This is a genomic window from Burkholderia sp. 567 (assembly GCF_040545115.1).
GTDB classification, from domain to species: Bacteria; Pseudomonadota; Gammaproteobacteria; order Burkholderiales; family Burkholderiaceae; genus Burkholderia; species Burkholderia ambifaria.
In genome coordinates this window covers 622,537-649,336 of the sequence record NZ_JBEPLG010000003.1, presented here as the reverse complement: position 1 = coordinate 649,336, position 26,800 = coordinate 622,537, and the positions used below count along the sequence as shown (strand labels likewise).

Here is a 26,800-nt window from a genome sequence, read left to right as displayed (position 1 = left end):
CCGCCATGCGCCTTCCTCACCCGCTCCCGTTCGCCCGCCGCGTCGTCGCGCTCGGCGTTGTCACCGCGTTGGCCGCTTGCTCGACGCTGCCGCCCTATTCGCCGCCGACCGTCGCGGTGCCCACGCACTATGCCGGCGCACCAGCCGCGCAACCGGGCTGGCAAGTCGCGGCGCCGGCCGATGCCGCGTCGCGCGGCGCGTGGTGGACCGTGTTCAACGATGCGGATCTGAACGCGCTCGAAGCGCGCGTCGACGTGTCGAACCAGACCGTGAAGAAAGCCGTTGCCGACCTCGAGCAAGCACGCGCGACGGTCGACTACCAGCATGCGGGGTTTCTGCCGACCGTGACGGCGGGCGTGGCGCAAAGCCGTTCACGCATATCGCAGAACAAGCTGGGTTCGTCACTCGCCGGCAAGACGACACCCGACCATCAGGTCGGCGTAGCGGCAAGCTGGGAACCCGACGTGTTCGGCCGCGTGCGCGATGCGGTGGCAGGTGCGCAGGCGAACGCGGACGCGAGTGCGGCCGATCTGCAAGCCGTCAAACTGTCGGTCACGGCCGAACTCGCGACCGACTATTTCGCGCTGCGCTCGCTCGACACGCAGAAGCAGCTACTCGACGACTCGGTGCGGGCCTATGCGGATGCGCTGAAGCTGCTGCAACGGCAGCTCGCGGCGGGCGCGATCGATGCGTCCGCCGTCGCACAAGCCGAAACGCAACTGGAAGCGACGCGCACGCAGGATACCGACATCGACGCGTCGCGTGCGCAGCTCCAGCATGCGATCGCGACGCTCGTCGGCGAGAACGCATCGACATTCGCGTTGCCGCCGCGCGTTCAAGCGTTCGACGTGCCGGCCATTCCGGCTGGCGTCCCATCGCAACTGCTCGAACGACGGCCGGACATCGCGGCTGCCGAACGTCGCGTCGCGGCCTCGAACGCGCAGATCGGCGAAGCACGCGCCGCGTTCTTCCCCGACCTCGTGCTGTCGGCGAGCGCGGGGCTCGAAAGCGGATTCTTCACGCCGTGGCTGACCGCGCCCAGCCTGTTCTGGTCACTCGGCCCGCAACTCGTCGGCACGCTGTTCGACGGCGGCCGGCGCAGCGCGACGTTGCGCGGCGCGCACGCGCAGTACGACGGCGAGGTCGCCGACTATCGGCAGACCGTGCTGGGCGCATTCCAGCAGGTGGAGGATCAACTGTCCGCGCTCGATGCGCTCGCGTCCGAAGCCGCCAGTCAGCAGCGCGCGACCGACGCGGCCGATCTGTCGCTGCGGCTGACGACGAATCGCTTCAATGCCGGCGCCGTCAGCTATCTGGACGTGGTGACCGCGCAGACGATCGCGCTGACCAATCGGCGCCAAGCCGACCAGATCGCCGCGCGCCGGATGGAAGCTGCGGTCGGATTGCTGAAGGCGCTGGGCGGCGGCTGGCACGCGGGCGCGGATCTCGCCGCTTCCGCCGCCGGATCGGGCACGGCGATCAAGACGCAGGATTCCTGATGAAGATGAGGATGAACCGCGTGCCCGCCGCGTCGCTTTCGACGCGCGCGGTGCCGCCGTGGAGCTCCATCACCGAACGCACGATCGCGAGCCCGAGTCCGGCCGTGCCGCCCGGCACGCCGCCGCTGCGCGCGGGGTCACCGCGCACGAACCGGTCGAAGATGCGCGGCAGCAGCGCGGGATCGATCGGCTCGCCCGGATTCTCGACGACGACGCGTACCGCGTCCGTCGTTTCGTCGACGCTCAGCGCGATGACACCGCCCGCAGGCGTATAGCGCAGCGCATTCGCGAGCAGGTTGCCGACCGCGCGGCGAAACAGTTCGACATCGGCAGTCAGCTGGCCGTGCCCTTCCACACGCAGCGTCGAACCCGCTTCATCGGCGAGCCCTTCGAAGTATTCGGCGATGCGCGTCAGCTCGTCGTGCACGTCAAATGCGCGCTGCCGCGTCACGAAGGTCGGGTGTTCGGCGCGCGCGAGAAACAGCACGTTCTCGATCATCCGCGCGAGACGGTCGTATTCCTCGAGATTCGATTCGAGCAGCGCCTGATATTCGCCGGGCGAACGCGGCCGCGCAAGCGCCACCTCGGTCGCGCCGCGCATGTTGTTCAGCGGCGTGCGCAGGTCGTGCGCGAGATCGGCGCTGAATTGTGACAGATGTCCGAAAGCTTGCTGCAGGCGGCCGAGCATCGCGTTCTGTGCATCGACGAGCGCGCGCAGTTCGCGCGGCGCGCGCGCGGCGTCGAGCCGCGCGTCGAGCTTGTCGACGGTGATCCGGCCGGTGTTCGCGACGATCTCGCGCAGCGGTGCGAGCGCCGAGCGGATCAGCCAGTAGCTGAGCAGCATCGCGCACAGCGCGCCCAGCCCGCCGGCAAGCTTCAGCTTGTTGCGATAGCCGTCGAGCAGTTCGGCGCGATCGCTCATGTCGCGCGCGATCGCGATGCGGATCTGCGTACCGTCGCGCAGCATCGCGCCGGCCACGACACCGCGCACGGGCGTGCCGCCGTCGGCGCGCCATGTCGCGATCCGGTCGACCGTGATCCGTTCGGCCGCCGGCACCGGCGTCGCGTGGGGCGGAAACAGCTCGGCATCGGGCAACGCAGGCGGTGCGGGCGGTGCGGGTGACCCCGTGCCCGACGCAGCCGGCGGCAGATCCTCGCGCTCGGTCCGCTTGACGTTGTGCCGCGCGAGCACGTTGCCCCGCTCGTCGACCACGGCCATCGACAGTGCCGTGTTGCCGAGCACCTGGCTCGTCAGCCGATCCGCGTGCGCGCGCACGGCGTCGAGCGAATCGAGTTCGCCCGCGAGCCGGCGCGTGTGTCGTGCGGCAAGCACGATGTCCAGATCGTCCTGCGTCCTCACCTGCCGCTCGAGGCCGGTATACACGTACGTGCCGACGAGCGCGAAGACCGCGAGCATCGTCGCCCCGAACGCGAGCGCGAGCGTCGCGCCAAGCGATCGACCGAGCGTCATGCACCGTCCTTCGGTTCGAGCACGTAGCCTACGCCGCGCACCGTATGGATCAGCTTGACCGGAAACGCATCGTCGATCTTTGCGCGCAGTCGCCGGATGGCGACTTCGACGACGTTGGTGTCGCTGTCGAAGTTCATGTCCCACACATACGACGCGATCTGCGTGCGGCTCAGCACCTCGCCTTGCCGACGCGCGAGCAACTGCAACAGCGAGAACTCGCGTGGCGTCAGATCGATCCGCACCGTGCCGCGCTTCACGCGGCGGCGCACGACGTCGATTTCCAGGTCGCCGACCACGATGCGCTCGGTCTCGCGTGGTGGCCCGCGGCGCGCAAGCGTGCGGATGCGCGCGAGCAGTTCGACGAATGCGAACGGCTTCACGAGGTAATCGTCGGCGCCCAGTTCGAGGCCATGCACGCGGTCCTGCACATCGTCGCGCGCGGTCAGGAACAGCACGGGCGTGGTATGGGTGTCGCGCAGGCGCTTGAGCACGCCCCACCCGTCGAGCACGGGCAGCATCACGTCGAGCACGATCACGTCGTAGTTCTCTTCCTGCGCGAGCATCAAGCCTTCCGCGCCGTCCTTCGCGAGATCGATGCTGAAGCCGGATTCCTCGAGGCCCTTCTTCAAGTACGCGGCCGTCTTCGGTTCGTCTTCGACTATCAGGATGCGCATGCTCGGCTCCATCGCATTCGGTTGGAATATGCGGCGATGTTACCGGGAAACCGGCGGGCGAAAGGCTTCGCCGACCAGCGGCACGGCGCGATTACGAAAATGTAATCGGAAGGTCAGCGTGTTGACTGTCGCGGTATTGCGCACGTCGTGACGATGCGGCGGCGATTTGCCATGCCGCGGTCTGCGCCGCACGTTCGCTTCCAGCGTAAAGGGCTGCTGGTGGGATGGCGGTCGATGTCGGCGGGGGGGCGCCCGCGTCGGCGCTACCGCTTCCCGCGGCGCGCGGCGGCGGCGGAGTGAACGACGTATTGCTGCCACTCGTCGTGCGCGGTGCAACGCGCCCTACTCGCTCTTGTTCGACTGAACCAGCCGCAGAATCCGGCTGTCGTACGGCGACTGCATGACTTCCGCAATGCGGACGTCGGACGCGGCCGGGTGCAGCGGATTCAACAGGAAGTTGTGCGCGTGCGGCACGACGACGCTCGGTACGCGCAGCAGTGCGCTCGGCTGCGTGTGCAGCCACTCGGTGCCGGCGCTGCGGGTCCAGTCGACGTTCTCCCGCCAGTCGGCCGGCGCATCGCCTTCCGCGATCTCGGCAACGTCCACCGATTCGGACACCTCGACGCGCAGCAACTGGTATCCGCTCGGCAATTGCGCGACGGTGGCCATTTCGAAGTGGACGAGCGTCTCGAGCAGCGCGAGCGCCGGATGCTCGGCGAGATAGACGACGGGCTGCCCGGCAAAGTGCCAGCGCCCGCCGGCCCGCAAGCCACCGATGCCTTTCAGATCGGCGTAGTTGCTGATCCGCCACAGCGTCGTCAAGCGAAATACCCTTCGTCGATCTGCGTGAGCGCCTCTTCGACGAGTCGCGCGCCGTGCTCGGTGCTCGACATGTCGAGCGACGTGCGGCCGCCGAAGCGCTGGAGCCCGTTGCGCAGCCACGCCATCGCCTTGTCCTGGTCGCCGAACGTGGCCGTCGCCTGCGCGACGATGCGTGCAAGCCGGATCGCCTTGTCGGATTCCTCGGGCGACAGGCGCTCGTGCGCCTGGCGGCGATGGCTCAACGTGCGCCGCGGAATGATGAAGGCGAGTTCGTCCGACTTCAGGCCGCGCTCCGACAGCCGATCGATCACCGCGACGTCGACGCGCGCGCTCGCCAGTTCGGCGAGATCGGCGCCTGAGCGCACGCGAATCGCGAGCAGTTGCTCGAGTATCGTGAATTCGGCCTGGCGCGGGTGCGCGACGCCCGAAGGGTGAAACGCGATCGTGCTCATGATGCTTCTCCGGCAATTTGCCCAATCATTATAGGCGTTTTGCCGAAGGCGGGCGGGTTCTTGTCGTTGCCGGTTCGATCGCGCGTCGTCGCGGGCGGCCCGTTGCGGCCCCATTACACGTTGTCGCGGGCGCGCACCCGACAGTTTGCGCAGGAGCCGAGGCAGTGAAATTCAGGATATGAAAGCCTGTGCCGACGTCATGTGGTTGTCACGTAACAACTTTTCTAAGGAATAGCGAGCGACAGGCGCCGTTGAGCGCGCCCTCCCTCCCGCGCCCCGCCCGGCGCCCGTCCAGATCAGCCGGCCCATGCCGACGATCGGATCACGCTGCAGAAATTGCCTGCATGGAAATGCGGATCCTTGTCGGTCAGCACATCGGCCTTCACGTTGCCGAACGTCGTGTCCGGCTTGTGTCGGATGCCGTCGTAGAACGTCTGGATGATGTCTTCCTTGAAATGCGGCGTGCGCGGATGCGCGCGGACGACGGCGTCTCGTTCGCCGTCGTTGTACTCCTGATACGCGAGGCCCAGCACGTCCATCTCGACCCCTGCAGTGACGAGCGCGACGACCGGATGCATATGCTTCGGAATGCCCGGCGTGGTGTGCAGCGCGATCGCTGTCCACACGACGTCGATGTCCTGCTGCGAAATGCCCTTGCTCTTCAGGAAATCGCGGGCGGCATTGGCGCCGTCCACTTCGAATCGTTCGCACGCGCTGCTGTGCCGATGCGTGAGCCCCATGTCATGAAACATGCAGCCGCAATAGAGCAGCTCGGGATCGTAGCGGAGCCCGCGACGCTGCCCCGCGAGCGCGGCGAAGTAGTAGACGCGGCTGGAATGATGAAACAGCAACTCGGACTCGGTATCCCGTACGAGTTCGGTGATCTCGCGAGCGAGTTGGCTATCGGGAACGGTGATGCCGGCGACGTTCACAGTCATGATCGACCTCCATTGAAGATAGCACCCATTTTCGGGAGGCCCGGGGTTGGCATCAATCGTCGCATTACGCCAAATCCTGCCATTTCACTCGATCGACGGCCATTGCCGCCGGAACCCTCCAACCGCACCCGAGAAGTGCGCCGATGCCCTGCTCGTCGCCTTGCATTGCGCGTCTATACTCCTACGCGTCAAGCTCGACACATCGATACAACACGCAACCGAACATGACGAAGGTCGTGGGAATTTTCGCGGTACCGGGCGTACAACTGCTCGACGTCTCCGCGCCGCTCGACGTATTCGCCCAGGCCAACGTCGAATGCGGCAAGCCGTTCTATACGCTGCGGATCATCGCGAGCGAGTCGGGGCCGATCCGCACGTCATCGGGCGCGCAATTGCTGGCCGACTGGATCGCTCCCGACATTCCCGATCGCCTCGATACGCTGCTTGTCGCCGGTGCGCCGCATGCCGCCGGGGTCGCGCTGCGAACTGACGTCCTCGCATGGCTGCGCTCGGCCGCCGTGCAAAGCAAGCGGTATGGCTCGATCTGCACCGGCGCCTTCATCCTCGCGGCGACTGGCCTGCTGAAAGGACGACGCCTGACGACGCACTGGGCCGCCGCCGACGCGCTCGCCGATGCGTATCCGTCGCTCACGGTCGAAGCGGACGCGCTGTACGTACGCGACGGCAAGCTGCGCACCGGGGCGGGCGTCACGGCCGGCCTCGATCTCGCGCTCGCGCTGGTCGAGGAAGATCTCGGCCGGGAAATCGCGCGGCGCGTCGCCGCGCAACTGGTCATGTTCTTCAAGCGCCCGGGCGGACAGCTTCAGTTCAGCCGCAGCGGCGAGGCACGGCCGGCCGGGCGCTCGGTGCTGCAGGAAGTCCAGCGCTGGATCGCCAGCCATCCTGAACTCGAACATTCGGTGGCGGCACTCGCGAAGCATGCGGGCATCAGCCCGCGCCACTTCGCGCGGCTCTTTCGCACGGAGGTCGGCATGACGCCGGCCGCGTGGGTCGAAGCAACCCGCATCTCCGCGGCCCGGCAACTGCTCGAGAACGGACATGACACGCCGAAGCAGGTCGCCGCGAAATGCGGCTTCGCAAACGTCGATACGCTCAGACGGGCGTTCGCGAAGCATGTCGGGATCACGCCCGCCGAATACCGGAAACGACAGTCGGTCATCGACGAGTGAGTGACGCGGTATGCGCGACGATGCGGCGTTAATACTCACGTCGATGCGCGAGAAGGCGGAGTCGGTCGGGATCGCACAGCGATGGGCAAACGCACTTCCCTGCCCGCAAACAATGCTTCGTTATCCGATTTAATTGATCCTTCGACCGACCGAGCTCGGCGTGCGGTTGCAATACACCTCTGTCCCGGATCGCGCCAGTTCCTGATTCAGCACCGCCAATCGCGTCGCGCGAATGTGCACCGACACGCCCATAATCTTCAGACCAAAGCCGGCTTTCGCGCCAATCGTTTACCCAGTTGCAATAATTATTCGCTGGAACGCCTATTTCCGACCGGTATCGCGATCGCTACGATGCAATCAACCGCTGAACGCAACGAGCGAAGCGCGAAATCTACGAAAACCGGAGGTCACCATGAAGTCGTTCATCTACGCAGTCGCCGCTGCCACCGCCCTTACCGCATCCGTTGGCGCATTCGCCCAGTCGAACCCGTCGGGCGAACTGACGCGCGCCCAGGTCCGCGCGGAACTCGTGCAGCTCGAGCAAGCCGGTTACAAGCCGGAAGCGTCCGACGCCAACTATCCGAATGCGCTGCAAACCGCGCAGGCACGCGTGACGAACAGCGACGCCACGGGTTACGGTGCACAAGCCGCCGCCGGCGTGCGCGCCGGCCGCGTGATCGCGGTCAAGCAAACCGCTCGCGACTCGGTCTATTTCGGTCAGTAAGACCGACGCACGCGGCGCGTACCTCGATACGCGCGCTGCCAACGCAACACCCCGCTCCCGTTCATCGGGGCGGGGTGTTTCGTTTTCGGTGCCTCCGACCTGCGCGCTGCACGACGCACGATCGATGCGCCAGCGCGGCTCGGCCGCTGCCCCGAACCATTCACGCAGACGGCCGGCGTTTGCGCATAGAATGGCCGCGTGGTCGGCGCCGGCCGAAGCGAACGCGAGCGAAACCTCGAGCCACCGGGCATACCGCACTCGCTGGCCGACCCGATGCCGCACTCATCGCATTTTTCGAAAAGGAGCGGTTTCATGTCTCAAACATCCGGTTCCATGATCACGTTTCGCCGCCCCGACGGCAAGGAACTGCAGGGCTACCTCGCGACGCCGGAAAAGACCGAAGGTGCACCTGCGGTCGTCGTCATCCAGGAGTGGTGGGGGCTGAATGACCAGATCCGCGGCGTCGCCGACCGCCTCGCGCGCTGCGGCTACTTCGCGCTCGTGCCCGACCTGTATCGCGGCAAGTCGACGGTCGAGGAGGAAGAAGCGCACCACCTGATGACCGGCCTCGATTTCGGCGACGCCGCGTCGCAGGACATTCCGGGCGCAGTGCAATATCTGAAGACGCACGCGTCGCGCGTGGCAGTCACCGGCTTCTGCATGGGCGGCGCACTCACGTTGCTGTCACTGCAGTTCGCCGATGTCGATGCCGGCGTCACGTGGTACGGCTTCCCTCCGCTCGACTACCTCGATCCGTCGAAGCTCAAGGTGCCGCTGATGGGGCACTGGGGTACCCAGGATGCGTTCTTCGCGATCGATCAGGTCGATGCGCTGGAGAAGAAGCTGACCGATGCGAAGGTCGACTTCGAATTCCACCGCTATCTCGCGCATCACGCGTTCGCGAACGAAACGGCCGTCGGCCCCGGCCGCATCGGCGGCACGCAGTTCGATCCGGTGTGGTCGCAGATCGCGTGGGATCGCACGCTGACGTTCTTCGGGCGCACGCTCTGGGGCCAGCAGCAGTAATACCGCAGCAGACAGCAGGCACCCGCCGCCACCGTGCGGCGATACACGCAATGCGAAACGCCACGGATCTGCATCCGTGGCGTTGTCGTTTGCGGCTACGAATTCGTCACGCGAGCATGGGCGGCGCCGCCTGGCTGACGTCCACGCGTTTCGGCAGGATGCCTGCCTGATAGAACACGTCCGCGATGTGCTGCTGGTACGCAAGCGTCTCGCGCGTCACCGGTTCGACACCGAAGCGCGCACGGCGAAACGCGAGCGCCACGGCCGGCTCCGGAATGCCCCACAGTTTCGAGAACTCGGCCGCACCCTGCGCGCGATTCGCATCGAGCCATCGCTGGACCGTCGTGAGCTCGGACACGGCCACACCCAGCACGTCGGCATTGCGCTGCGCATAGGCGCGCGACGTGAAGTAGTAACTGCGGTTCTCGACGAGCCCCGTGCCATCCGCGACGATGCGCGCGCCCAACGTCTGCTGGACGACGGCGAGAAACGGATCCCAGATGATCCACGCGTCGACCGAGCGGTTCTCGAACGCGGCGCGCGCATCGGACGGAGACAGCCAGACCGGCTTGACGTCCGCGTGGTCGAGCTTCGCGGCCTGCAGCAAGCGGACCAGCAGGAAGTGCGTGTTGGATCCCTTCACCAGCGCGATGCGCTTGCCGCGCAGATCCGCGAAGGTCCTGACCGGCGAATCCTTCGCGACGACCACGGCCTCGGTCGAGGGTCCTGCCGGCGTTTGCGCGTAGTAGACGAGCGGCGCACCCGCCGCGAGCGCAAAAATCGGCGGCGCCTCGCCGACATCGCCGAAGTCGATCGACCCTGCGTTCAGCGCTTCGAGCTGCGGCGGCCCCGAAGGGAACTCGGTCCATGTCACGTTCACACCGAGCGGCGCGAGCTTGTCCTGCAGCGTGCCTCTCGCCTTCAGCAGGCTGAGCGGCCCTTTCTGATAGCCGATGCGCAACGTGCGTGCGCCGGCCGCGGCAGCGAGTGCGAAGCGCGGCTGGGCGGCAGCGCCCGCCGCGAGCGCCAGACCGGCCTGGATGAGCCGGCGGCGGGATCTGGATAGTCGATCTGCCATGATGTCCTGGGTTCGATGGGAAGGCGCGCAAGCGCGAGTCAAATCGATTCTAGGGGTTCGACGCTTCGCACCGAACCAACGAAGTCCGATATCGAAAGCACGCGCTTTCATAAAGACGTGCATCGCGCGATGCAATCGATCGGAGACGTTGCGCCTATTCGTCTTCACCATCAATTTCGGTATGCGAATTATCTGGCACGGACCAACGTCGATCTATGGACTATGTAACGTGTGCCGCATGATTCAACCGGGCACACGCTGCCCACTTTCGCTCAGGACACGCAGGAACCGCGCAGCGCGGCCTCGTCGGCGGCCAGCATTTCGGGCACGCATTCCCGCAGGAAATCGACGAAGGTCCGGATCTTCGCGTCGAGGTACTGGCGCGACGCATACAGCGTGTAGACCGTCAGCTTCTGCAGCCGGTACTCGGGCAACACGCGAACCAGCGCGCCGCTCGCCAGTGCCGGCACCGCGCTCGACATCGGCAACGAGCCGATCCCGAGGCCTGCGCGCAGCGCGGCGCCGAGCGCGTCGGCGATGTTCACCTGGAAGTCCGGCAGCGGCAACTCGAACGTCTCGCGACCGTCGGGGCCGTCGAGATGCCAGCGGTCGCGCGGAAAGATCGGCGTGACGATCTGCAGGCATGAATGCGCTTCGAGATCGCGCACGGTGTGCGGCGTGCCGCGCTCCTTCAGGTAAGCGGGCGACGCGCACAGCACGCTATGAACATCGCCGAGCCGCTGCGACACCAGGCCCGAATCGGGCAGCTCCGCCGAGCTCAGCTGCAGCGACACGTCGTAACCTTCGTCGATGATGTCGGGCACGTGCTGCGACAGCGTCAGTTCGACCGCCACCGACGGATAGCGCTGCCGGTATCGCACGACCGCGGGTACCACGTAGGCCTGGCCGAAACTTGTGGTTGCATGCACATGCAGGCGCCCCGACGGCTTCGCCTGCGCGTCCGCCGCCTCGGCTTCCGCTTCGTCGATATAGCCGAGGATGCGCTGGCACCGGTCGAGATAGCGCTGCCCGGCATCAGTCAATGCGATGCGGCGCGTGCTCCGGTTGAGCAGGCGCGTGCGCAGATGCGTTTCGAGTTGCGCGACCGAACGCGACGCATAGGCGGTGGTGATGTCCAGGCGCTGGGCCGCGCTCGTGAAGCTGCCCTCCTCCGCTACCCGGACGAAAATGCGCATCATCTGTAACGTGTCCATCGACAGGTCCCCGGGATTGAAATCGCTTCGCGGCGGCGCCCGCCCCGGCACAGCCCGGTCTGGCGCGAATTGTGCGGAACAGTACCGCAGCGGTGCAGGCGTGTCCAGTTTGCCGTGCACCGCTGCTACGGGCCCTCGCTCACGCGACAACCGCTGTCGAAGGACGACCGGCATCGGATCAATGCAGGCCGCACGGTGGCAGCCTGCCGCACACGCATTGCACGTGCGCGTTGCGCTCAGGCCTGCTCGAAGGGGTTGCTCAGTACGATCGTGTCGTCGCGCTCGGCGCCGGTCGTGATCATCGACACGGGCACGCCCGCGACCGCCTCGACGCGCGCGATGAAATCCTGCGCGGCACGCGGCAACGCCGCACGCTCGCGCACGCCCTTCACGGTGCCGTCCCACCCGGCGAACGTTTCGTAGACGGGCATCGCACGCGCCTGCGCGTCGAGACTCGCGGGCAGATGGTCGACGCGTGCGCCATCGAGCTCGTAGCCGACGCACAGCTCGATCGACGCAAAGCCATCGAGCACGTCGAGCTTGGTGAGCGCAAGCGAATCGATCCCCGAGATCCGGACGGCCTGCCGCAACTGCGCGGCATCGAGCCATCCGCAGCGGCGCGGCCGGCCGGTGTTGACGCCGAACTCCTGCCCGCGCGCGCGCAGCGTTTCGCCGGTGGCGTCGGTCAGTTCGGTGAGGAACGGGCCGCCGCCGACGCGCGTCGCGTACGCCTTGGTCACGCCCAGCACGTGGCCGAGTTTCGACGCGCCGAGCCCCGTGCCGGCCGCCGCGGCCGATGCAACGGTGCCCGACGACGTCACGAACGGATACGTGCCCCAGTCGATGTCGAGCATCACGGCTTGCGAGCCTTCGAACAAGATGCGCTCGCCGCGGTCGTTCGCGTCGTTGAGGTCGGCCCACACGGGACGCACGAACGGCAGGATCTTCGGCGCGATGTCGACCAGCATTGCCAGCATCGCGTCGCGCGAGCACGGTTCGAGCCCCAGGCCGCGAAACCATGCATTGTGATAATCGACCAGCACGTCGAGCTTGTCGGCGAGCCGGCCCGGTTCCGCCAGATCGGCGACCCGCAACCCGCGGCGCCCGACCTTGTCCTCATAGGCCGGCCCGATCCCGCGCAGCGTGGTGCCGATCGGCTCGCGACGCAGACGCTCCTGCGCCTCGTCGATCGCGCGGTGAATCGGCAGGACCAGCGTCGCGTTTTCCGCGATCGACAGATTGTCGGGCGTCACCGACAGCCCCAGCTCACTCATCCGCCCGATCTCGGCCAGCAGCGCCTCGGGATCGAGCGCCACGCCATTGCCGATCACACCGCGCTTGCCGCGCACGATGCCGCTCGGCAGCAGCGCGAGCTTGTACGTCTTGTCGCCGACCACCAGCGTATGGCCCGCGTTATGGCCGCCGTTGTAGCGGGCGACGAGATCGGCCTGCGCCGCCAGCCAGTCCACGACGCGCCCCTTGCCTTCGTCACCCCATTGGGCGCCCACCACCACCACGTTCGGCATGCTCCATACTCCATGTGAGAAATCCAGACACGTACTGCGGCCACATCGGCCATTTGTGTGCCATATTGGCGGAGCAGCATCGCCCGATCAAACGATTAAATCTGAGCATTCATGTGAGTAAAATTCACGCGAAACGATGAAATGGCCCGACGACTCCCACCATTGAATTCGCTGCGCGCGTTCGAAGCCGCGGCCCGGCTCGGCAGTTTCACGCTTGCCGCCGATGAGCTGTGCGTCACGCATGGCGCGATCAGCCGGCATGTCCAGCAGCTGGAAGCATGGCTCGGCCGGCCGCTGTTCGAACGGCACAACCGGCGGGTCGAGCTGACCGATGCCGGTCGCGCGTACCTCGCCGAGGTCGGCGCATCGTTCGACCGGATCGCACTTGCCACCGCGCAGCATTTCGGCCAGGGGCAGCAACGCGTGCTGCGCGTCAGCGCGCCCGCGACGTTTTCGCTGCGCTGGCTCGTGCCGAAGCTGTCGTCGTTCCAGGTTGCTCATCCGGCCATCGAGGTGCGGCTGTCGACGTCGAACGAGCCGATCGAGAAGTTGCGCGACAAGGTCGACCTGATCGTCCGCGGCGGCCCGCAGGCGATCGACGGATACGTCGCCGAGGAATTCCTGTCGGAAGTGCGGTTGCCCGTCTGCGCGCCGAAGCTGCTCGAGGGCCGACCGTTGCGTACACCGGCCGATCTCGCCGGCTTCACGCTGCTGCATGCGGCGACCTATCCCGGCATGTGGCCTGAATGGCTCGCGGCGGCCGGGCACGCGAATCTGGTGCCGCGGCACTCGCTCACGCTCGAGCATTTCTACCTGACGCTGCAAGGTGCGCTCGACGGCCTCGGCGTCGCGATGGGGCCGATCGCGCTCGTCGCGGACGACATTGCCGAAGGGCGGCTGGTGCAACCGTTTAGCGAACCGGCGCTGCCGCCATGGCGTTATTTCACCTACGTGGCGGCTGCGCGCGCGGAGGACGAGGCGGTGCGGGCATTCAAGGACTGGTTGAAAACGACGGGGAACGCGGCGGCGAACGCGCGGCACTGACTATGCGGGCTGTGGGTGGTCAAGCCGTTGCGGCGGCCCTGATATGAACATGCTGGAAGTCGCGCCCGGATATCGACTCGCTCAACCAAGGTACAGAGGATACCGAATCAATTGATACGGATATGCTACCTGCTTGGTAGCCACGACGCGCCGCATGTTTGCGCGGCACAAACAAGAAACCCCGGCTCGAGCCGGGGTCTTTTCCGCGAAGCGGGCTTATTGGCTGGCGGCAGCGGCTTCGCCTGCCTTCTTCTCGGCCTTCTGCAGGTTCTGCGGATAGTTCGGATCGTTAGCCGCCGGCTTGTAACCAGCGTCTTCGAGTTTCTTCAGTTCTGCGGTGTTCTTCGCGCGCGCAGCCTTGTGTTCGGCTTTGCGTTGTGCCCGTGCTGCCTTGCGCGCCTCACGCTTCGCGGCCTTCGCATCCGAGGCCGAGGCGGCCGGTGCGCTGCTGGCGTCGGTCTGCGCGAACACCGGCGCGGCGGAGCCGAAGAGGAAGGCTGCTGCAGTAGCAGCCAGCGTGAATTTTTTGATCTGGTTTCGCATCGCTGAGCTCTCTATTCTGATTGATCACGGAGTGAAAATGCATCGAGATACCGCCCCTGCCCCCGGTCGGTTTTCATGCTGCGACCAGGGCCTTTGCATCATAACCGCGTTGCAAAAAATGTGGCGCCATCGTGTGCACAATGTTGGGGATACACGTATGGGAGAGATCGTGTCGCTGGGACCGGAGCGCTGCATCGGGCGCGACGATCATGAGCGCAGCAACCGTGTGACGAACCGGACTATTCCGTCGATACGATGCAGATGGCCTATGCGGACGAGATGTCGTGCACTCGTATGAGGCTGACTGTTTCACCTGCGGAATTAACCGCTCGCGCAACGTGATCGTCGCTTCGTGAACCGGATCACCTATCGACTTGCAAGTCTGTGTGCCTGGCTGTGATTCGTGGTCGCGTGAGCGGCGGTTCATCCCATAAACGGGCACGCTTCGTTCGGTGCCGAGTTCGATGTGATCCCCGGCATGTACAGACGATGCAAAGCGAACGATCGGGTAGCCGCTCGCTGAATGCATGGCTACCTGTTCGGGGCGCTTCGTTACCAGTTGTGGGAGTGACGTTGGCGAACTAGAGACGTCGTCGCCGCACAGGGTGAATGCTTGGATTGACCTTCGTTCACGGTTGCGCGAAGAGCTTGCATCGTGCGTTTGCATGTGCGAATGCGAAGGCTTCGTCACCGCTCGGCGTCGCAACGAGTCTTGAGCCTGTGGGACGAGGATGCCGGCACGTGCTGCGCTGCGCGTCTGCGTCACAGCGTTTCCATTGGGCGGGCGCATCTGGTGCGGTGGCGTCGCGCACCCGATTTGCCCATCCGAGGAACACCTTGTCGGTGAGCTTTTACAGGACGCGGCATTTTCCGACGGTGAGGATATTCGGGATTCGAGCGCGGATCCGATGGAGGTGAGCTTGGTTGATGCCGGCCGCCTCACGTTCGGACATCCAGCTGCCAGCGGTTGCTGTCTCCCCAATCACGAAGCCGTACCGGTTCCGGTTCCGTCCAAAGGTAGAAAACTATGAGGCCGGGTGCCCGCGGAGACGCCGACCCATTTCGTCAGTACACAGGCCAGCGATTGGAAAAGTGCCGATTGGCCAGGCTGGCGATAGCCGAAGACTTATCCACGGAAGCCCCAGCCCAGACGACAAAAAATCCACTTGCGAGTGGATTTCGGCGATTTCTCACTGCCGGGAGGGAAAACCGAGGGCGCTCCCCTGTGTAGCGCAGGCTTCAGTTACTGCGGGTAATCCCGGATGCGAGATAGAGCGGGACGGCCATTCTTGGGTCCCATACGCGGGTACCTATGTCCCGCAAACGGCGATTTCCTCCCATAAGTTTCTACGTTTGAGTGCTTGTGAGTGGGTACTCACCTCCTTGGAAAGCCTTGTTGGGGCTGGGAGCCTTGCAGAGGGAGGCCAGATATCGAGGGTTGCATGGGCCGAAGAGGCGGTTTCCTGTGCCTGCGGAGCGCTGCGGACTGGCTTTGGTAGCGGTTTATGGGGGTTGTGTTTCTCCAGAGGCACACGTGTGTTTACATCTTTTGTAAACAACGTTTACTTCTTTAACTACTTTTAGGCGGCTCAGAGCCTTGTCTGGCAAGGGTTTGACAGGTGTTCGGTACCCATTTATGGGGGCACAGGCGGAAGAGTATGGGGCTTCAGGTCTGTGGATTTGGGGAATGGGGTACCGAGTTGTGGGAAATGGGGGTTGTGGATATGGGGTACGCGTAGCCTGTTATGGGATTTCGGCCCGGAAATGCTTCAGGTAGCCCTCTATGGGGGAATCCGTTGGTAGCCATTTATGGTGCCTTTTTCCCGATCCGTCGGCGGCCTGCGGCACAGCATTTTATGTGAGGTTGCCGGTTATGGGATGGACTTTAGGTAGCCGGTTATGGGCGCCTGCACGGACCGAGCGATCTCGTTTTGCTCGGCCCTCGGGATGTAGAGTCCCATAGACAGGATCAGGGAGACGGAAAGGTTACCTTCTATGGGGAATTCGCAAGGTAGTCATCCATGGGGGTTATTTTCGTCCGCTGGACACGATTGAAGACAAACCGCCCAACCGGCGGCTCTCGTCAGGTACCCATTCATGGGAAGCATTAAAGGTAGTCTGTTATGGGAGCGCGCGGAGTGTGTTGCAGGGCACCACGAATCCGGTTTGCAAATCCCGTTCCGGTGAATTGTTTCCCATGAATGGGTACCTTCGATTGGGCAAGTCTCGTGCCGGATCCTGATGGCGAACTGCACAGGTAGCAGGATTTGGGAGCTATTTTTGGCGGAAAGGTATATGGATATGGGGCTTCGCGCAGATCTAAAAACGGCAAATTTCCCTTTAATGACAATAAGTTAGGCATGGTATTGAAAGTGATACTGGAGAAAGAGACGTTGCTCACCGGCTGGAAAAGGTATAAAGTCCGCCATCAACACGGTCACCTTCTCCGGACATCACGATGCCGCGTAAGCCCGCAATCAAAGGCTCCGACAAGCAGGTTTCGCTATTTCAGACGCCCGAGCCTCCCGATCTGCTGCGCAAGGCGGTCCAGGCCATTCATATCGCTCCGAAGTCCGGAAAGATCGGTCTCCAGCAGCGCAAGATGTTCAGCTCGCTGATCAAGAACGCCCTTCGTCAGGAAGCGTTCGAGCCCGGCCGGACGAGCTTCTCGATCTCGATCGCGGCGCTCTCGCACGAGAGCGGGTTGAACAGCAACAACACGAAGTACGTGAAGGACACGGTCAACTCGCTGATCAGTACCGTCGTCAACTGGGACTACCTTGCAGCGGACCGCTCGACGGTGTGGAAGGCGTCGGGCCTGCTCGCCGGCGCCGAGCTCGAGCAATCGGTGCTGAAGTACAGTTTCTCCGACCAGATTCGCAGCGAGCTGCTCAATCCGGAAATCTACGCGCTCATCGATATGCGGATCGCGCGCGAGTTTCGGCGCTCGCACTCGCTCGCGCTGTGGGAGAACACGGTGCGCTACGAAGGGATCGGCATCACGGCGAAGATTCCGCTGCCGAAATTCCGCGATCTCATTCTCGGTCAGGACAAGGCATCGCAGTCCTACAAGGAGTACAAGCTCTTCAAGAGCAAGGTCCTGGTGCCGTGCATTCAGGAGGTGAACGAAGTTTCCGACCATACGCTCGAGCTGATCGAACACAAGTCAGGTCGCAGCGTGGAGGCCGTGCAGTTCAAGGTGACGCGCAAGCAGAGCGCGGATACGGTCGAGGAAGGCGACGTCAAGAACGAAGCGCTCGTCGACGAGGTCGCCAAGTTCGGCATCCCGCGTTCGGAAGCGCGCCGGTTGATCACGCAGTACGGCGTGCAGCGCATCAAGGCGGCAATCGCCTATACGCTCAATCGGACTACGAAGAAGAACGCGGCGCCGATCGACAACGTGGCCGCGTATTTCCGCAAGGCGCTGACGCACGGCTATACGCTGGCTGATGGGCAGGGGACCGAAACGGCCGCCCCGGCGAGGGAATCCGCGCAGAGCAAGCAGGAACAGATTCGCGACAAATACCTGGCCGCGAAGGTCGACGAAGCCGGTGCGTATTTCCGCGAACTGGAGATCGACGACCAGACCAAGCTGATCGAGCGCTACAACGAGACGGTGGCCGGTTCGAAGGATCTCACGCTATCGCCGAAGAAGAAGGCGAGCAAGCTGGCGCAAACCAGTTTCTTCCGGTGGCTGGCGCTCGATACCTGGGGCGAACCGACCTCGGACGACTTGCTGGAATTCCTGCTGAAAAGCAGCCTCGCGACCAACTGATCGTTCGAGGCCTCGCGCCTGGGATGCGTCGCGCGCCGGACTGCGTCCGGCTACGCGGCGCCGTGCAGGTGCGAGGCCCTTGCCTGCGGCGCTTATTTTTGCGCCGCTACCGCCAGTTCGGCGACATATGCGTCGATCACGGTCTTGAGCCGGTCGGCGAGCGATTCCTGGTGGGACGCGTCGACGCCCTTCAGTTGCAGATCCAGGCGCCCGTCCGGATAGGTCTTCAGTTGACCGATCGCGCGCGATTCGAGCGCGAAATCGTGACGAACGCTGTAGCGCGTGCGCCCCGTCTTCTTGTTGCCGTCGCTCTGCGCGCGCAGGAAATTCTCGAGGTCGCGTACCGACTTTTTCCGGTCGATCACCGCCGTGAGCAAACGGTCGGCAGCCGGTTCGCCCAGGCGCTCGAAAATCAGCTTGAGGAAGTACGCCGCCTGCAGGCCGACCACGTCGTTCGCGCTGGCCATCCGTTCGAGCAGCGTGTTCGGGAGCGCGTTCAGCGACAGCGTCTTGCTGATCGATGCCTTGTCCTTGCCGATCTTCTCCGCGAGCGTGTTCTGGTCGGGGAAGACCTTTTCGTCGAGAAGCCGCTTCCACGCGACCGCGTCGTCGAAGATCGTCTGGCGTTCGTGGTCGTGGTTGGCGCGATACGCGATCGTATAGAGCTGCTCGGGCGTGTGGTCCGTGCGGAACGTCGCGTTGATCGTCTCGTCGCCGTTGATGCTCGTCGCACGCAAACGGCGTTGCCCGTCGATCACGACGAGCTTGCCGGGAAATTCCGGGAGCCGCGTGACCTTGATCGGCTCGATCTGCCCTTCCCGCTTCAGCGTCAGCGCGAGCTCGTGCAGGCTCGACTCCGAATAGAACACACGCGGGTTGAACGGGTTCGGGATGCAGTCCTTGACCGCGACTCTCTGCGGCGCGCCGAGATCGTGCGCGTCGGCGGGCGTGGCGGCAGTCGGGGCCGCGGGGGTTGCGGCTTCGGCGGTGGGGTCCGATGCCGGCGGCGGCTCAGGCAGGCGCGTTTCCAGCGCCGCGTTTTCCTGCGCGAGCCCGCGCAGCAGGCCGGCAGCGAGATGCAGGTTGCCGGTCGGCTTCTTGTCCTTCGATGTTTCCTTAGCCATGTGCGGCTCCCGTAGCGCGCGTCGACGCGATGTATTGGGCCATTTCGGTGACCAGTCTCTCGATTTCCGCGCGGGCTTCCTTCAGCCCCTTCAGGTATCGATTGTGGTGATGGATCGTGGTACCGAGGGCGAACGTCTGCCGGTAAACCTCGCGCTGCGCGATCTGGCTGTCCAGCAGATGCTCCCCTATTTCTTCTGCCCTTAGAATTTTTAAAATTTCTTCACGCATTTTAGTTTTTCCATTGACGCTATTCAGCATCAGCGCGGAAGACAAATTCGGGTTACGAACGGAACGCATCGATTCGATCATGCGAATCATCGCGACAGTGCTGTACAGGTCGGCCGGTGACGGCGACAGCGGCACGAGGCAGAAATCCGCCACTTCGAGCACGGATGCGATGCGCGGATCCTCGAGGTTGCCCGGGCAGTCAACGACGATTACATCGAAATTCGCATCCTGCTTCTTGATCTCGCCGCCGATCCCACGCCCGGCGGGGGCCAGCGACAGCACTGTCATCGGGAGCGTATTTTCGCCGCTCGTCACCCATCTGACCGACGTGCCTTGAGGGTCGGCATCTATCAAGGCGACCTTGTTGCCGCCGGCCTCGAAGGCTGCCGCGATATTGACGGAGATGGTCGTCTTTCCAGTACCACCTTTCTGATTGCTCACGGCGATCTTGAAAGCCATTAAATTCCTCCAAGGAGTTTTGCGTAATATATGCAGTTATTGCGGAAAAGTCCAGAAAAGTGGTAGATAAAAAGACGAGTTTTACGGAGGGGTGTGGTTGTTACGTGACAAGCCGGTCGAACGGCTAAGAAGTTCTTGGGGGAGTTGCGGGCGAATCAAAAATAAAAACGGATGAAAAATTTCGTTCGGGATGAAACTCCCTAAGAGGCGCTAATGAAAATACTGGGGCTTTAGCGTCGATGGGAGGGCGAGAAATCGGAATAGTTCGTAGGCGCCCGGTTTGGTTCTTGTGCGGCAAGTGCTGATGCTGTTTTGCTAACGACTTGCGAGCCTAAACTGCGCCGGAATCCGCAGTTGTCACGTGACAAGTCAATTCGGCTGGTCGGGGTATTCAAATATGGATCACCGGGCGGCGCGCGGATTCGATGTGCCGCGATGATTCCGGTAAAACCACTTTTCTCATTGATACTATCTCTGCTCGCACATGGCTGTCGGTGCTGGTGCTGGTGCTGGTGCTGGTGCTGGTGCTCGTGCTCGTGCTCGTGCTCGTGCTCGTGCTCGTGCTCGTGCGACTGCGACTGCGACTGCGACTGCGACTGCGACTGCGACTGCGACTGCGACTGCGACTGCGACTGCGACTGACGGGTGGGTTGTTACGTGACAACCTCGCACTGACGATTGAGGACGGACGTCTTCTGCCCGAGCGCGCCCACGGTAGAGATCGCTACCGTGAAGGGATCTGGGAGAGACACGAAGCGATGTTGGCCAGTTGTGCCCGGTCGCGGGTCGGCGTTCGATGTAGGCGAGCGGTTGTCACGTGACAACCGGTGCGGTTCGTTCCGGGAATGACCAGCGTGATAGCGGTGTGGCGCGCATGCGGTCTTGGACGAAGCGCACTATGTGAGCCGGAGCGTACACGTCGTATTCTGTTCCACTAGCCGGGTGGCTGGCGCCTTCTGGTGGCATCCTTCACCGGCGTGGGCTCTTCCGAGTGCATGCCGGCCTAGATCCTAGCGTTGATGATATGACCCCAATAAATTCGCCAGTTCAGCATCCACGAAGCAAACAACCCCGGGGCAGGGGAGGGGCAGATATTCCCGAGCTTGTTGTATCAGCGAGTGGTCTGATGGAGGCCCGACATCGGCATCCTGTCACGTAGCCTCGCGTGACGATTCCTCTTTTGAAGGTAAATTCATATGTCCGGCGACACGAAGCGACGTGGATCCGCAGGGTCGTGAAACATTTCTGAAAAACAGGGTGTCTTCGTAAACCCTTGTCTGGCAATGGGTTGCGCCACTTTCTTCATGTTGTTTCACGCAAAATGCGCATGATCTGCCGGCAAAATGGGGGCGCATGAATTCCGCACGGGAGATTGGCTGCGAGCAAGGATCGTCGGTGCGAAATCGTATCGTACGATACGTGTTTCGTGGTGAAAAACACGCATCGCAGACAAATGCAACCCGATCGACATACCAGCGACCCGATGCAGCGCGCCGAACAGTCGGGGGAAGAATTCAGTCGATGCAGTTTCCTCTCGATCGCCAGTTGTCACGTGACAACGAGCGTGTAGGATCGCGAACTGACGGGATGTCGGGAGAAGCCAAAGCTCGAGGCTGGCTATGTTGACTCTACAGTGCGCCCCAAGGCAGGTCGAGCGACATGTGATTCCGTAGACAACCTGAGGTGATCGGCGTGTCTATCGTGGCGCGGCGGGCGAATCCGGAATCTAGAGAGTCTGCATACGGGAGGCGAAGCGCGTCGGCATCGTCGGCCGACCGAATAGCTCTCGGCCGACGCCGAACGTCTGCTTTTCCGGCCGACCATCGTCACCGACACGCAATTGAAGAGTCCGCCGCCACGGCTCACGCCCCAACGCAGCGCAACACTCCTAGCGAGGAGCGCCCCGGCCATCAAACCTACTTCGTCGTCTCCGATGCGCACAGCTGCCACCGGCGCGGCTTAGCTGCTTGCGCCTTTTCTGCGTCATCGACGGTTCGCCACCACCGTTCCCCGCGATGCGGCTCGGTCAGATCGAGCCGCTCGCCCATCCTGGGCGTTGACAGCTCGACGCCGCGCACCATTGCCAACGCCGTGACGCGCTCGAACGGCTCCTGCCAACGATGCATCGCGAGATCGAACGTGCCGTTGTGAATCGGTATCAGCGTGCGTCCGCGCAGGTCGATGTGCGCCTGCACGGTTTCTTCCGGCTGCATGTGCACGTAGGGCCATTGCGGGTCGTATGCGCCGGTCTCGATCAACGTCACATCGAAAGGCCCAAGACGTTCGCCGATTGTCCGGAAACCGTCGAAGTAACCGGTGTCGCCGCTGAAGAACACGCGTAGATCGTCGGCGACGATGACCCAGGACGCCCACAGCGTGCTGTTGCCGTCAAACAGGCTGCGGCCGGAGAAGTGCTGCGCCGGTGTTGCGGTCAGCGTCAGGCCGTCGATGTCGATGCTTTGCCACCAATCGAGCTGGCGCACCTTCTTCGCGTCGATACCCCACTCGATCAGGCGGTCGCCGACACCCAGCGTCGTGACGAACACGCCAGTCGTGGCCGCAAGCGCGAGCACCGTGTCACGGTCGAGGTGATCGTAGTGATCGTGCGACAGGATCACGCCGCGCAACGGCGGGAGATCCTCGAGCGCAATCGGCGGCGCATGGAAGCGCTTGGGGCCGACGCGCCGAAACGGCGATGCACGTTCGGCAAATACCGGATCGGTCAGCCAAAACTCACCGCGCAGCTTAAACAGCAGCGTCGAATGTCCCAGCCGGTACAGGCTACGGTCATGGGCCGCGTCGAGTTGCTCGCGAGTCAGCGAATCGATCGGCAGGGCAGCAGTCGGAACCGTGTTGCGTGGCTTGTTGACCAGCATGTTCCATGCAATGCCGAGCGTCTTGCCGAAGCCTTCGACCGGTCGCGGCGCGACGTTGCTGAAGCGTTCGCCATTGTGCTGCGGCGACTCGCCGGACAGCGTGCGGCCACGCCTGGCGGCGGCGAAACCCAGTACGCGATGAAGAAAAACGAGGGGCGAAGCCATGTCGATCTGTCCGGAAATAAAAGTACACTGAGCAGTGTAGTTTATCCCTGGGAAAAGTAAACTCAGCGGTGTAAAATTTTTGCATGGATACGAGCACTTCCCCCCAGCGCATGACTGACCGAAAGCGCGCGGCAATTCTCGCCGCGGCGATCGAGGAATTTCGCGCGGCGGGCTACGACGCGACCAGCATGGATCGCATCGCCGCGCGCGCGGACGTGTCGAAGCGCACCGTCTACAACCACTTCCCCGGCAAGGAAGCATTGTTCGCAGCGATCCTGCACCAGCTGTGGGACGCGACGCTGACCGCCGGCGCGCCGGCCTATTGCGCCGACGTGCCGCTGCGTGATCAGTTGCTCGCACTGCTGGAGCGCAAATTGCGGTTGTTGAACGACGAAGCGTTTCTCGCGCTCGCTCGCGTCGCGATCGGCGCGGCCATCCACTCGCCGGAACGCGCGCGCGACATGGTCGAACGCATGGGCGAGCGTGAAGAGGACGTGACGGTATGGATTCGTGCGGCCGCGGCGGCTGGCCGGCTGGCGGCGACTGATCCCGTATTCGCCGCACATCAGCTGCACGGGATCGTGAAAGCGTTCGCGTTCTGGCCGCAGGTGACGATGGGCCAGCCGCCGCTGGGCGCACAGGAACAGCAGAAGGTCGCGGAAACGGCCGCCGACATGTTTCTTGCGTACTACGCGCGTCCGGATCACGGCGGTGCGTTAGGTGCACGGCAGGGCTGAGGGTGCACCATGCGACGCGCGAAGCGCACCGGGCGCGTCGTTTTACTCGATGCGCGGTCCATCCGCCGCTTGGAAGAAATCGCCACGCAACGACGGGCGAGTGCAGGATCGGGCATACCCGTGGAGATTGCCCGCTTGAGCCGATTAAGCCTTTTGCGCCGCATGAGCCGTATGAGCCGTATGAGCCGCACCGACGCGTATGGCCGCCGCATATGAACCCCAACCCGAGCGAACACCGATGAAGACGCTGTTGATCGTCTATCACACGATGACCGGCGGCACGCAGCAGATGGCCGAAGCGGCCGCGGGTGCAGCGCGCGAGCAGCCCGGTGTCGACGTGAGGTTGCAGCGTGCGGATGCGACAAGCGCGGACGACGTGCTCGCCGCCGACGCCTATTTGTTCGCGACGCCGGAAAATCTCGCCGCGATGTCCGGGCTGATGAAGGATTTCTTCGATCGCTGCTACTACGCGGCGCTCGATCGCGTGAATGGCCGCCCGTATGCGGCGATGATCTGCGCGGGCAGCGACGGACAGAACGCGCTGCGCCAGATCGACCGGATCGCGACCGGGTGGCGGCTCAGGAATGTTGCGCCGGGCCTGATCGTTTGCACCCATGCGCAGACGCCGGAGCGGATCCTCGCGCCGAAGACGATCGGCGCCGAGGATCTCGCGCGCTGCGCGGAGATCGGCGCGGGTCTTGCTGCCGGGCTCGCGCTCGGCGTGTTCTGATCATCGGCGATCAACCGGGTCGAAGCGGTGCCGCAGCTGCACGTAAGGACCGCGGCGCGACGCCTGCCGTTATATCTCCAATCGCATCGAGTTCAAGCGAAGTGCACTGTTCGCGCGACGTGGCGGCTGCGACTCGCATCGCCGTTCGCCGCAGCGGCCCTGTCGAGTATCGATGCCCTAGTCGCCCTGGGGCGACACGGTCGGCTGATGGTATTCGGGCCACAGGCGCTTCACGAGATCGCGCGAAGCGCCATACGCATAGCAGCTGTCGATCTTGAGCGGCTTTCCGTTGTCGTCCCGGTAATTCAGCGACGACGGCCGCACGCCGACCATCGTCTGATAAGCCGCGGTCGCGACCGGTCCGAGAATTTCCTTCAGATGGGTGCACGTGTCGCAGGACGGCAGGCGTTTGCGGACCTCGCTGTTCCAGCCCGCGCCGATGCGCAATCCGACGAGCGCCTGCAACGTATCGCCGCCGCCCGGACACTGCGCATAAGGATGCGACCGGATGAACGTGGATACCGCGCGCACGATCATGTCGACGTCGAACACCAGCGTCACGCCGAGGTCGTGAATCGGGGCCAGCGCCGCGACTGTGCGCGTGCCGCCGGGAGGGGTGAAATCGCGCGGCTTGCGGTCCGCGAGACAGGCCGTGACTTCGAACAGGCCGTCGCTGCGGCGATAGCCGCGCATGTCGATCTGCCGATGGTGAATCTCTTCGCGCGTAATGCCGTCGTGCGGGAGGTCGTGTCGGGGATTCATGTAACCGCTCCGTTTCGTATAACCGGGTCTTTTTGCATTCGACAACGATGTCGTTGGCTGATCGGTGCGTAGCGAAACCACCACAGGCCGCAGACGATGTCGATCCGGTCATACTACGCATTTTCCGGTGCCGCCGTACGATCGACGATCGATGCGTACGCAACTAATTGAATACCGACAGCGATCGACGCGAACGCCGCCACGCCGCGCGGGTCGTACGCGAAAGTCCGGTCTTCGAACCGCGTGAATCCGCCGGCGACGGCGTATTTGGACCTCCGTGCCATCTTTCGGCATTCCGTAGTGTGGAATGATCGGCTAAAACCGAAAGTACCGAAAACGGCACTACGTAACGCGTGTCTCGCTACCGGTCGAAAACGCCGCGATAATGCGCAACGTAGTCGCGTGGATGCCTTGCGCACCCTTCGGATCCGTCAAATGCGAACCGGTGAGTCAGCCGACTGACGCGCGTACCGGTATACTTCCACTCCTGCCTTTTGTCCGGCATCGTGGCCGGGTGCCTGAAAACAGCGGTTGTGGCGATGCGGCCCCGCAATGTTCCGCATCGGTGGCAGACAAGCCGCACGCAATGCGGCAAGACGCCGATGTGCGGAATGGCAGCACGAACCACACCTTATATTCCTGGTGGATTGAATTTATGGGTTTTGAACAACTTGCCGAATTGCGGGCGCAGCTCGCAGCCAAGGCCAAGCAGGAGCGCAACGCGAAGCGACCGGCTGCGCAACCTGACGCCGGCGCGAAGCCGAAGTCCGGCGACCGGCCCGCTCGTGGGGCCAAATCGGGTCCCGCGGCCAAAGCGCCGTCCGGTGCCAAGCCCGCTTCGGCGAAGCCGTCGACCCCGGTCGATCCGGTCATTGTCGCGATCGGCAAACTGCAGCGCCGCTTCCCGCGCGCGTTCCCGAAGAATCCGGCACCGAAAGTGCCGCTGAAGGTCGGCATCTGGGACGATCTCGCCCGCGAGGCGCAGGCCGTCGGCCTGACTGAAGCCGAACTGCGCGACGCGATGTCCACGTGGTGCCGCGGCAATCGTTACTGGTCGTGCCTCGTCGAAGACGCGGTGCGGGTCGATCTGCAAGGTAACGAAGCCGGGCGCGTGACGCACGACGACGCGGCGCGTGCGCGCCGGCTGAAGTCGCGTCGTCCGGGCAACAAGGGCGGCGCGCAAGCGGCAAAGGGCGCACCGCAGCAGCCGAAGGCGGAAGCGCAGGCCGACGCCGCCGCGCCGCAGCCGGCGACCGACGCAGCATCGGCCAACGCAGCACCGGTAAATGCAGCACCGGCGAACGCAGCACCGGCCGACGCAGCACCGGCCAACGCAGCACCGGCCAACGCAGCACCGGCCAACGCAGCACCGGCCAACGCAGCACCGGCAAATGCAGCACCGGCGAACGCAGCACCGCAGGCCGAGCAGCAAACGGCTGCGAGCGAGTAACGCGCCATGCGTCGCCGCGCGATCACGCGGTGACGGCACGCCTGCACCGCGCGTGCAGCGCATCACCTGACAGACCGGCCTATCCCCCTCGGGGCAGGTCGGGACTGCCTCCGCTGGCGACATCACCAGTCAGCTATCCATCCACCCGTCAGCATCGAATAGCCAATCGAACCCGCGATGAAAGCGCGTCGGCGAACGCAGCTTGCGCAATGCATCACTCGTGTTGAACGAGCATGGCGACCGGATATCGAAACAAGGACGATGTGCATCGCGAATCCGCTTACGTCGTGCC

The 26,800-nt window shown here is 63.9% G+C and carries 22 protein-coding genes; 9 read left to right on the top strand and 13 right to left on the bottom strand.

What is annotated here, in order from left to right; genetic code table 11:
• Positions 1 to 5: 5 nt before the first annotated feature.
• Positions 6 to 1,499 carry an efflux transporter outer membrane subunit gene (locus tag ABIC50_RS13375; protein WP_354164409.1) on the top strand — a complete coding sequence of 498 codons (1,494 nt, stop codon included), beginning with the start codon at positions 6 to 8 and terminating at the stop codon, positions 1,497 to 1,499.
• Here ABIC50_RS13375 and ABIC50_RS13370 read toward each other — a convergent pair.
• From ABIC50_RS13370 to ABIC50_RS13350, 5 genes are all read right to left on the bottom strand, one after another.
• Entirely contained in the window at positions 1,480 to 2,970 is a 1,491-nt protein-coding gene (locus tag ABIC50_RS13370; protein WP_354164406.1) for a heavy metal sensor histidine kinase, read from the bottom strand. The two genes, ABIC50_RS13375 and ABIC50_RS13370, sit on opposite strands and share 20 nt — an antisense overlap.
• The gene (locus ABIC50_RS13365; RefSeq protein ID WP_006759651.1) at positions 2,967 to 3,644 is read right to left on the bottom strand and encodes a heavy metal response regulator transcription factor; all 678 of its coding nucleotides are present in this window, start codon (positions 3,642 to 3,644) and stop codon (positions 2,967 to 2,969) included. The genes ABIC50_RS13370 and ABIC50_RS13365 overlap by 4 nt, the downstream gene beginning before the upstream one ends.
• Before the next feature lie 342 nt (positions 3,645 to 3,986).
• Positions 3,987 to 4,466 carry an RES family NAD+ phosphorylase gene (locus tag ABIC50_RS13360; protein WP_006759650.1) on the bottom strand — a complete coding sequence of 160 codons (480 nt, stop codon included), beginning with the start codon at positions 4,464 to 4,466 and terminating at the stop codon, positions 3,987 to 3,989.
• Positions 4,463 to 4,918 carry an Xre family toxin-antitoxin system antitoxin gene (locus tag ABIC50_RS13355; protein ID WP_006753033.1) on the bottom strand — a complete coding sequence of 152 codons (456 nt, stop codon included), beginning with the start codon at positions 4,916 to 4,918 and terminating at the stop codon, positions 4,463 to 4,465. The genes ABIC50_RS13360 and ABIC50_RS13355 overlap by 4 nt, the downstream gene beginning before the upstream one ends.
• A 296-nt stretch (positions 4,919 to 5,214) precedes the next feature.
• On the bottom strand, positions 5,215 to 5,856 hold the full coding sequence (locus ABIC50_RS13350; RefSeq protein ID WP_354164403.1) for an HD domain-containing protein: 642 nt from the start codon (positions 5,854 to 5,856) through the stop codon (positions 5,215 to 5,217).
• 224 nt (positions 5,857 to 6,080) lie between these two features.
• On the opposite strand from ABIC50_RS13350, the gene ABIC50_RS13345 reads away from it, so the two are divergent.
• From ABIC50_RS13345 to ABIC50_RS13335, 3 genes are all read left to right on the top strand, one after another.
• Positions 6,081 to 7,046, top strand: a complete 966-nt coding sequence (locus ABIC50_RS13345) for a GlxA family transcriptional regulator (protein WP_354164400.1) — start codon at positions 6,081 to 6,083, stop codon at positions 7,044 to 7,046.
• Positions 7,047 to 7,458: 412 nt separating this feature from the next.
• The gene (locus ABIC50_RS13340; protein ID WP_175704771.1) at positions 7,459 to 7,770 is read left to right on the top strand and encodes a DUF4148 domain-containing protein; all 312 of its coding nucleotides are present in this window, start codon (positions 7,459 to 7,461) and stop codon (positions 7,768 to 7,770) included.
• A 312-nt stretch (positions 7,771 to 8,082) separates the two neighbouring features.
• Complete coding sequence (locus tag ABIC50_RS13335) at positions 8,083 to 8,796, top strand: dienelactone hydrolase family protein (protein ID WP_175680422.1); 714 nt, start codon at positions 8,083 to 8,085, stop codon at positions 8,794 to 8,796.
• Positions 8,797 to 8,902: 106 nt separating this feature from the next.
• Here ABIC50_RS13335 and ABIC50_RS13330 read toward each other — a convergent pair whose 3' ends face one another.
• From ABIC50_RS13330 to ABIC50_RS13320, 3 genes are all read right to left on the bottom strand, one after another.
• Positions 8,903 to 9,874 (bottom strand): sulfonate ABC transporter substrate-binding protein, encoded by a 972-nt coding sequence (locus ABIC50_RS13330; protein WP_212072884.1) that lies wholly within the window; start codon positions 9,872 to 9,874, stop codon positions 8,903 to 8,905.
• A 272-nt stretch (positions 9,875 to 10,146) separates the two neighbouring features.
• Complete coding sequence (locus tag ABIC50_RS13325) at positions 10,147 to 11,088, bottom strand: LysR family transcriptional regulator (protein WP_126224073.1); 942 nt, start codon at positions 11,086 to 11,088, stop codon at positions 10,147 to 10,149.
• A 236-nt stretch (positions 11,089 to 11,324) separates the two neighbouring features.
• On the bottom strand, positions 11,325 to 12,614 hold the full coding sequence (locus ABIC50_RS13320) for an adenylosuccinate synthase (RefSeq protein WP_354164398.1): 1,290 nt from the start codon (positions 12,612 to 12,614) through the stop codon (positions 11,325 to 11,327).
• A 141-nt stretch (positions 12,615 to 12,755) separates the two neighbouring features.
• Between ABIC50_RS13320 and gcvA the strand changes: the two genes are divergently transcribed.
• The gene (gcvA, locus tag ABIC50_RS13315) at positions 12,756 to 13,658 is read left to right on the top strand and encodes a transcriptional regulator GcvA (protein ID WP_354164395.1); all 903 of its coding nucleotides are present in this window, start codon (positions 12,756 to 12,758) and stop codon (positions 13,656 to 13,658) included.
• A 216-nt stretch (positions 13,659 to 13,874) separates the two neighbouring features.
• Here gcvA and ABIC50_RS13310 read toward each other — a convergent pair whose 3' ends face one another.
• Positions 13,875 to 14,201: a DUF4148 domain-containing protein gene (locus ABIC50_RS13310; RefSeq protein ID WP_175734349.1), complete on the bottom strand. Its 327-nt coding sequence runs from the start codon at positions 14,199 to 14,201 to the stop codon at positions 13,875 to 13,877.
• Positions 14,202 to 16,659: 2,458 nt separating this feature from the next.
• On the opposite strand from ABIC50_RS13310, the gene ABIC50_RS13305 reads away from it, so the two are divergent.
• Positions 16,660 to 17,976, top strand: a complete 1,317-nt coding sequence (locus tag ABIC50_RS13305; protein ID WP_354164393.1) for a replication initiation protein — start codon at positions 16,660 to 16,662, stop codon at positions 17,974 to 17,976.
• 92 nt (positions 17,977 to 18,068) lie between these two features.
• Here the strand turns inward: ABIC50_RS13305 and ABIC50_RS13300 are convergent, their stop codons facing one another.
• From ABIC50_RS13300 to ABIC50_RS13290, 3 genes are all read right to left on the bottom strand, one after another.
• A complete protein-coding gene (locus tag ABIC50_RS13300; protein ID WP_354164390.1) occupies positions 18,069 to 19,100 on the bottom strand; it encodes a ParB/RepB/Spo0J family partition protein in 1,032 nt (343 codons plus the stop codon).
• Positions 19,093 to 19,788, bottom strand: coding sequence for an AAA family ATPase (locus ABIC50_RS13295; protein ID WP_098553043.1), 696 nt, complete (start codon positions 19,786 to 19,788; stop codon positions 19,093 to 19,095). Before ABIC50_RS13295 ends, ABIC50_RS13300 begins: the two co-directional genes overlap by 8 nt.
• 1,916 nt (positions 19,789 to 21,704) lie before the next feature.
• Positions 21,705 to 22,829 carry an MBL fold metallo-hydrolase gene (locus ABIC50_RS13290; protein ID WP_354164387.1) on the bottom strand — a complete coding sequence of 375 codons (1,125 nt, stop codon included), beginning with the start codon at positions 22,827 to 22,829 and terminating at the stop codon, positions 21,705 to 21,707.
• Between the two features lie 83 nt (positions 22,830 to 22,912).
• Between ABIC50_RS13290 and ABIC50_RS13285 the strand changes: the two genes are divergently transcribed.
• Positions 22,913 to 23,566, top strand: a complete 654-nt coding sequence (locus ABIC50_RS13285) for a TetR/AcrR family transcriptional regulator (protein ID WP_354164385.1) — start codon at positions 22,913 to 22,915, stop codon at positions 23,564 to 23,566.
• 238 nt (positions 23,567 to 23,804) lie between these two features.
• Positions 23,805 to 24,296, top strand: coding sequence for a flavodoxin family protein (locus ABIC50_RS13280; protein WP_011660890.1), 492 nt, complete (start codon positions 23,805 to 23,807; stop codon positions 24,294 to 24,296).
• Between the two features lie 177 nt (positions 24,297 to 24,473).
• On the opposite strand, the gene ABIC50_RS13275 is transcribed toward ABIC50_RS13280, so the two are convergent.
• On the bottom strand, positions 24,474 to 25,058 hold the full coding sequence (locus ABIC50_RS13275) for a DUF2889 domain-containing protein (protein WP_175676717.1): 585 nt from the start codon (positions 25,056 to 25,058) through the stop codon (positions 24,474 to 24,476).
• 655 nt (positions 25,059 to 25,713) lie between these two features.
• On the opposite strand from ABIC50_RS13275, the gene ABIC50_RS13270 reads away from it, so the two are divergent.
• Complete coding sequence (locus ABIC50_RS13270; protein WP_354164503.1) at positions 25,714 to 26,508, top strand: ProQ/FinO family protein; 795 nt, start codon at positions 25,714 to 25,716, stop codon at positions 26,506 to 26,508.
• Positions 26,509 to 26,800 lie beyond the last annotated feature (292 nt).

Bases quoted from the DNA above. Each gene is read 5' to 3' on its own strand.
- ABIC50_RS13280 (WP_011660890.1), top strand. From the start codon at position 23,805: ATGAAGACGCTGTTGATCGTCTATCACACGATGACCGGCGGCACGCAG.
- ABIC50_RS13285 (WP_354164385.1), top strand. From the start codon at position 22,913: ATGGATACGAGCACTTCCCCCCAGCGCATGACTGACCGAAAGCGCGCG.
- ABIC50_RS13270 (WP_354164503.1), top strand. From the start codon at position 25,714: ATGGGTTTTGAACAACTTGCCGAATTGCGGGCGCAGCTCGCAGCCAAG.
- ABIC50_RS13340 (WP_175704771.1), top strand. From the start codon at position 7,459: ATGAAGTCGTTCATCTACGCAGTCGCCGCTGCCACCGCCCTTACCGCA.
- ABIC50_RS13370 (WP_354164406.1), bottom strand. From the start codon at position 2,970: ATGACGCTCGGTCGATCGCTTGGCGCGACGCTCGCGCTCGCGTTCGGG.
- ABIC50_RS13300 (WP_354164390.1), bottom strand. From the start codon at position 19,100: ATGGCTAAGGAAACATCGAAGGACAAGAAGCCGACCGGCAACCTGCAT.
- ABIC50_RS13320 (WP_354164398.1), bottom strand. From the start codon at position 12,614: ATGCCGAACGTGGTGGTGGTGGGCGCCCAATGGGGTGACGAAGGCAAG.
- ABIC50_RS13375 (WP_354164409.1), top strand. From the start codon at position 6: ATGCGCCTTCCTCACCCGCTCCCGTTCGCCCGCCGCGTCGTCGCGCTC.
- ABIC50_RS13275 (WP_175676717.1), bottom strand. From the start codon at position 25,058: ATGAATCCCCGACACGACCTCCCGCACGACGGCATTACGCGCGAAGAG.
- ABIC50_RS13305 (WP_354164393.1), top strand. From the start codon at position 16,660: ATGCCGCGTAAGCCCGCAATCAAAGGCTCCGACAAGCAGGTTTCGCTA.
- ABIC50_RS13310 (WP_175734349.1), bottom strand. From the start codon at position 14,201: ATGCGAAACCAGATCAAAAAATTCACGCTGGCTGCTACTGCAGCAGCC.
- ABIC50_RS13335 (WP_175680422.1), top strand. From the start codon at position 8,083: ATGTCTCAAACATCCGGTTCCATGATCACGTTTCGCCGCCCCGACGGC.
- ABIC50_RS13295 (WP_098553043.1), bottom strand. From the start codon at position 19,788: ATGGCTTTCAAGATCGCCGTGAGCAATCAGAAAGGTGGTACTGGAAAG.
- ABIC50_RS13365 (WP_006759651.1), bottom strand. From the start codon at position 3,644: ATGCGCATCCTGATAGTCGAAGACGAACCGAAGACGGCCGCGTACTTG.
- ABIC50_RS13325 (WP_126224073.1), bottom strand. From the start codon at position 11,088: ATGGACACGTTACAGATGATGCGCATTTTCGTCCGGGTAGCGGAGGAG.
- ABIC50_RS13345 (WP_354164400.1), top strand. From the start codon at position 6,081: ATGACGAAGGTCGTGGGAATTTTCGCGGTACCGGGCGTACAACTGCTC.
- gcvA (WP_354164395.1), top strand. From the start codon at position 12,756: ATGGCCCGACGACTCCCACCATTGAATTCGCTGCGCGCGTTCGAAGCC.
- ABIC50_RS13355 (WP_006753033.1), bottom strand. From the start codon at position 4,918: ATGAGCACGATCGCGTTTCACCCTTCGGGCGTCGCGCACCCGCGCCAG.
- ABIC50_RS13330 (WP_212072884.1), bottom strand. From the start codon at position 9,874: ATGGCAGATCGACTATCCAGATCCCGCCGCCGGCTCATCCAGGCCGGT.
- ABIC50_RS13350 (WP_354164403.1), bottom strand. From the start codon at position 5,856: ATGACTGTGAACGTCGCCGGCATCACCGTTCCCGATAGCCAACTCGCT.
- ABIC50_RS13290 (WP_354164387.1), bottom strand. From the start codon at position 22,829: ATGGCTTCGCCCCTCGTTTTTCTTCATCGCGTACTGGGTTTCGCCGCC.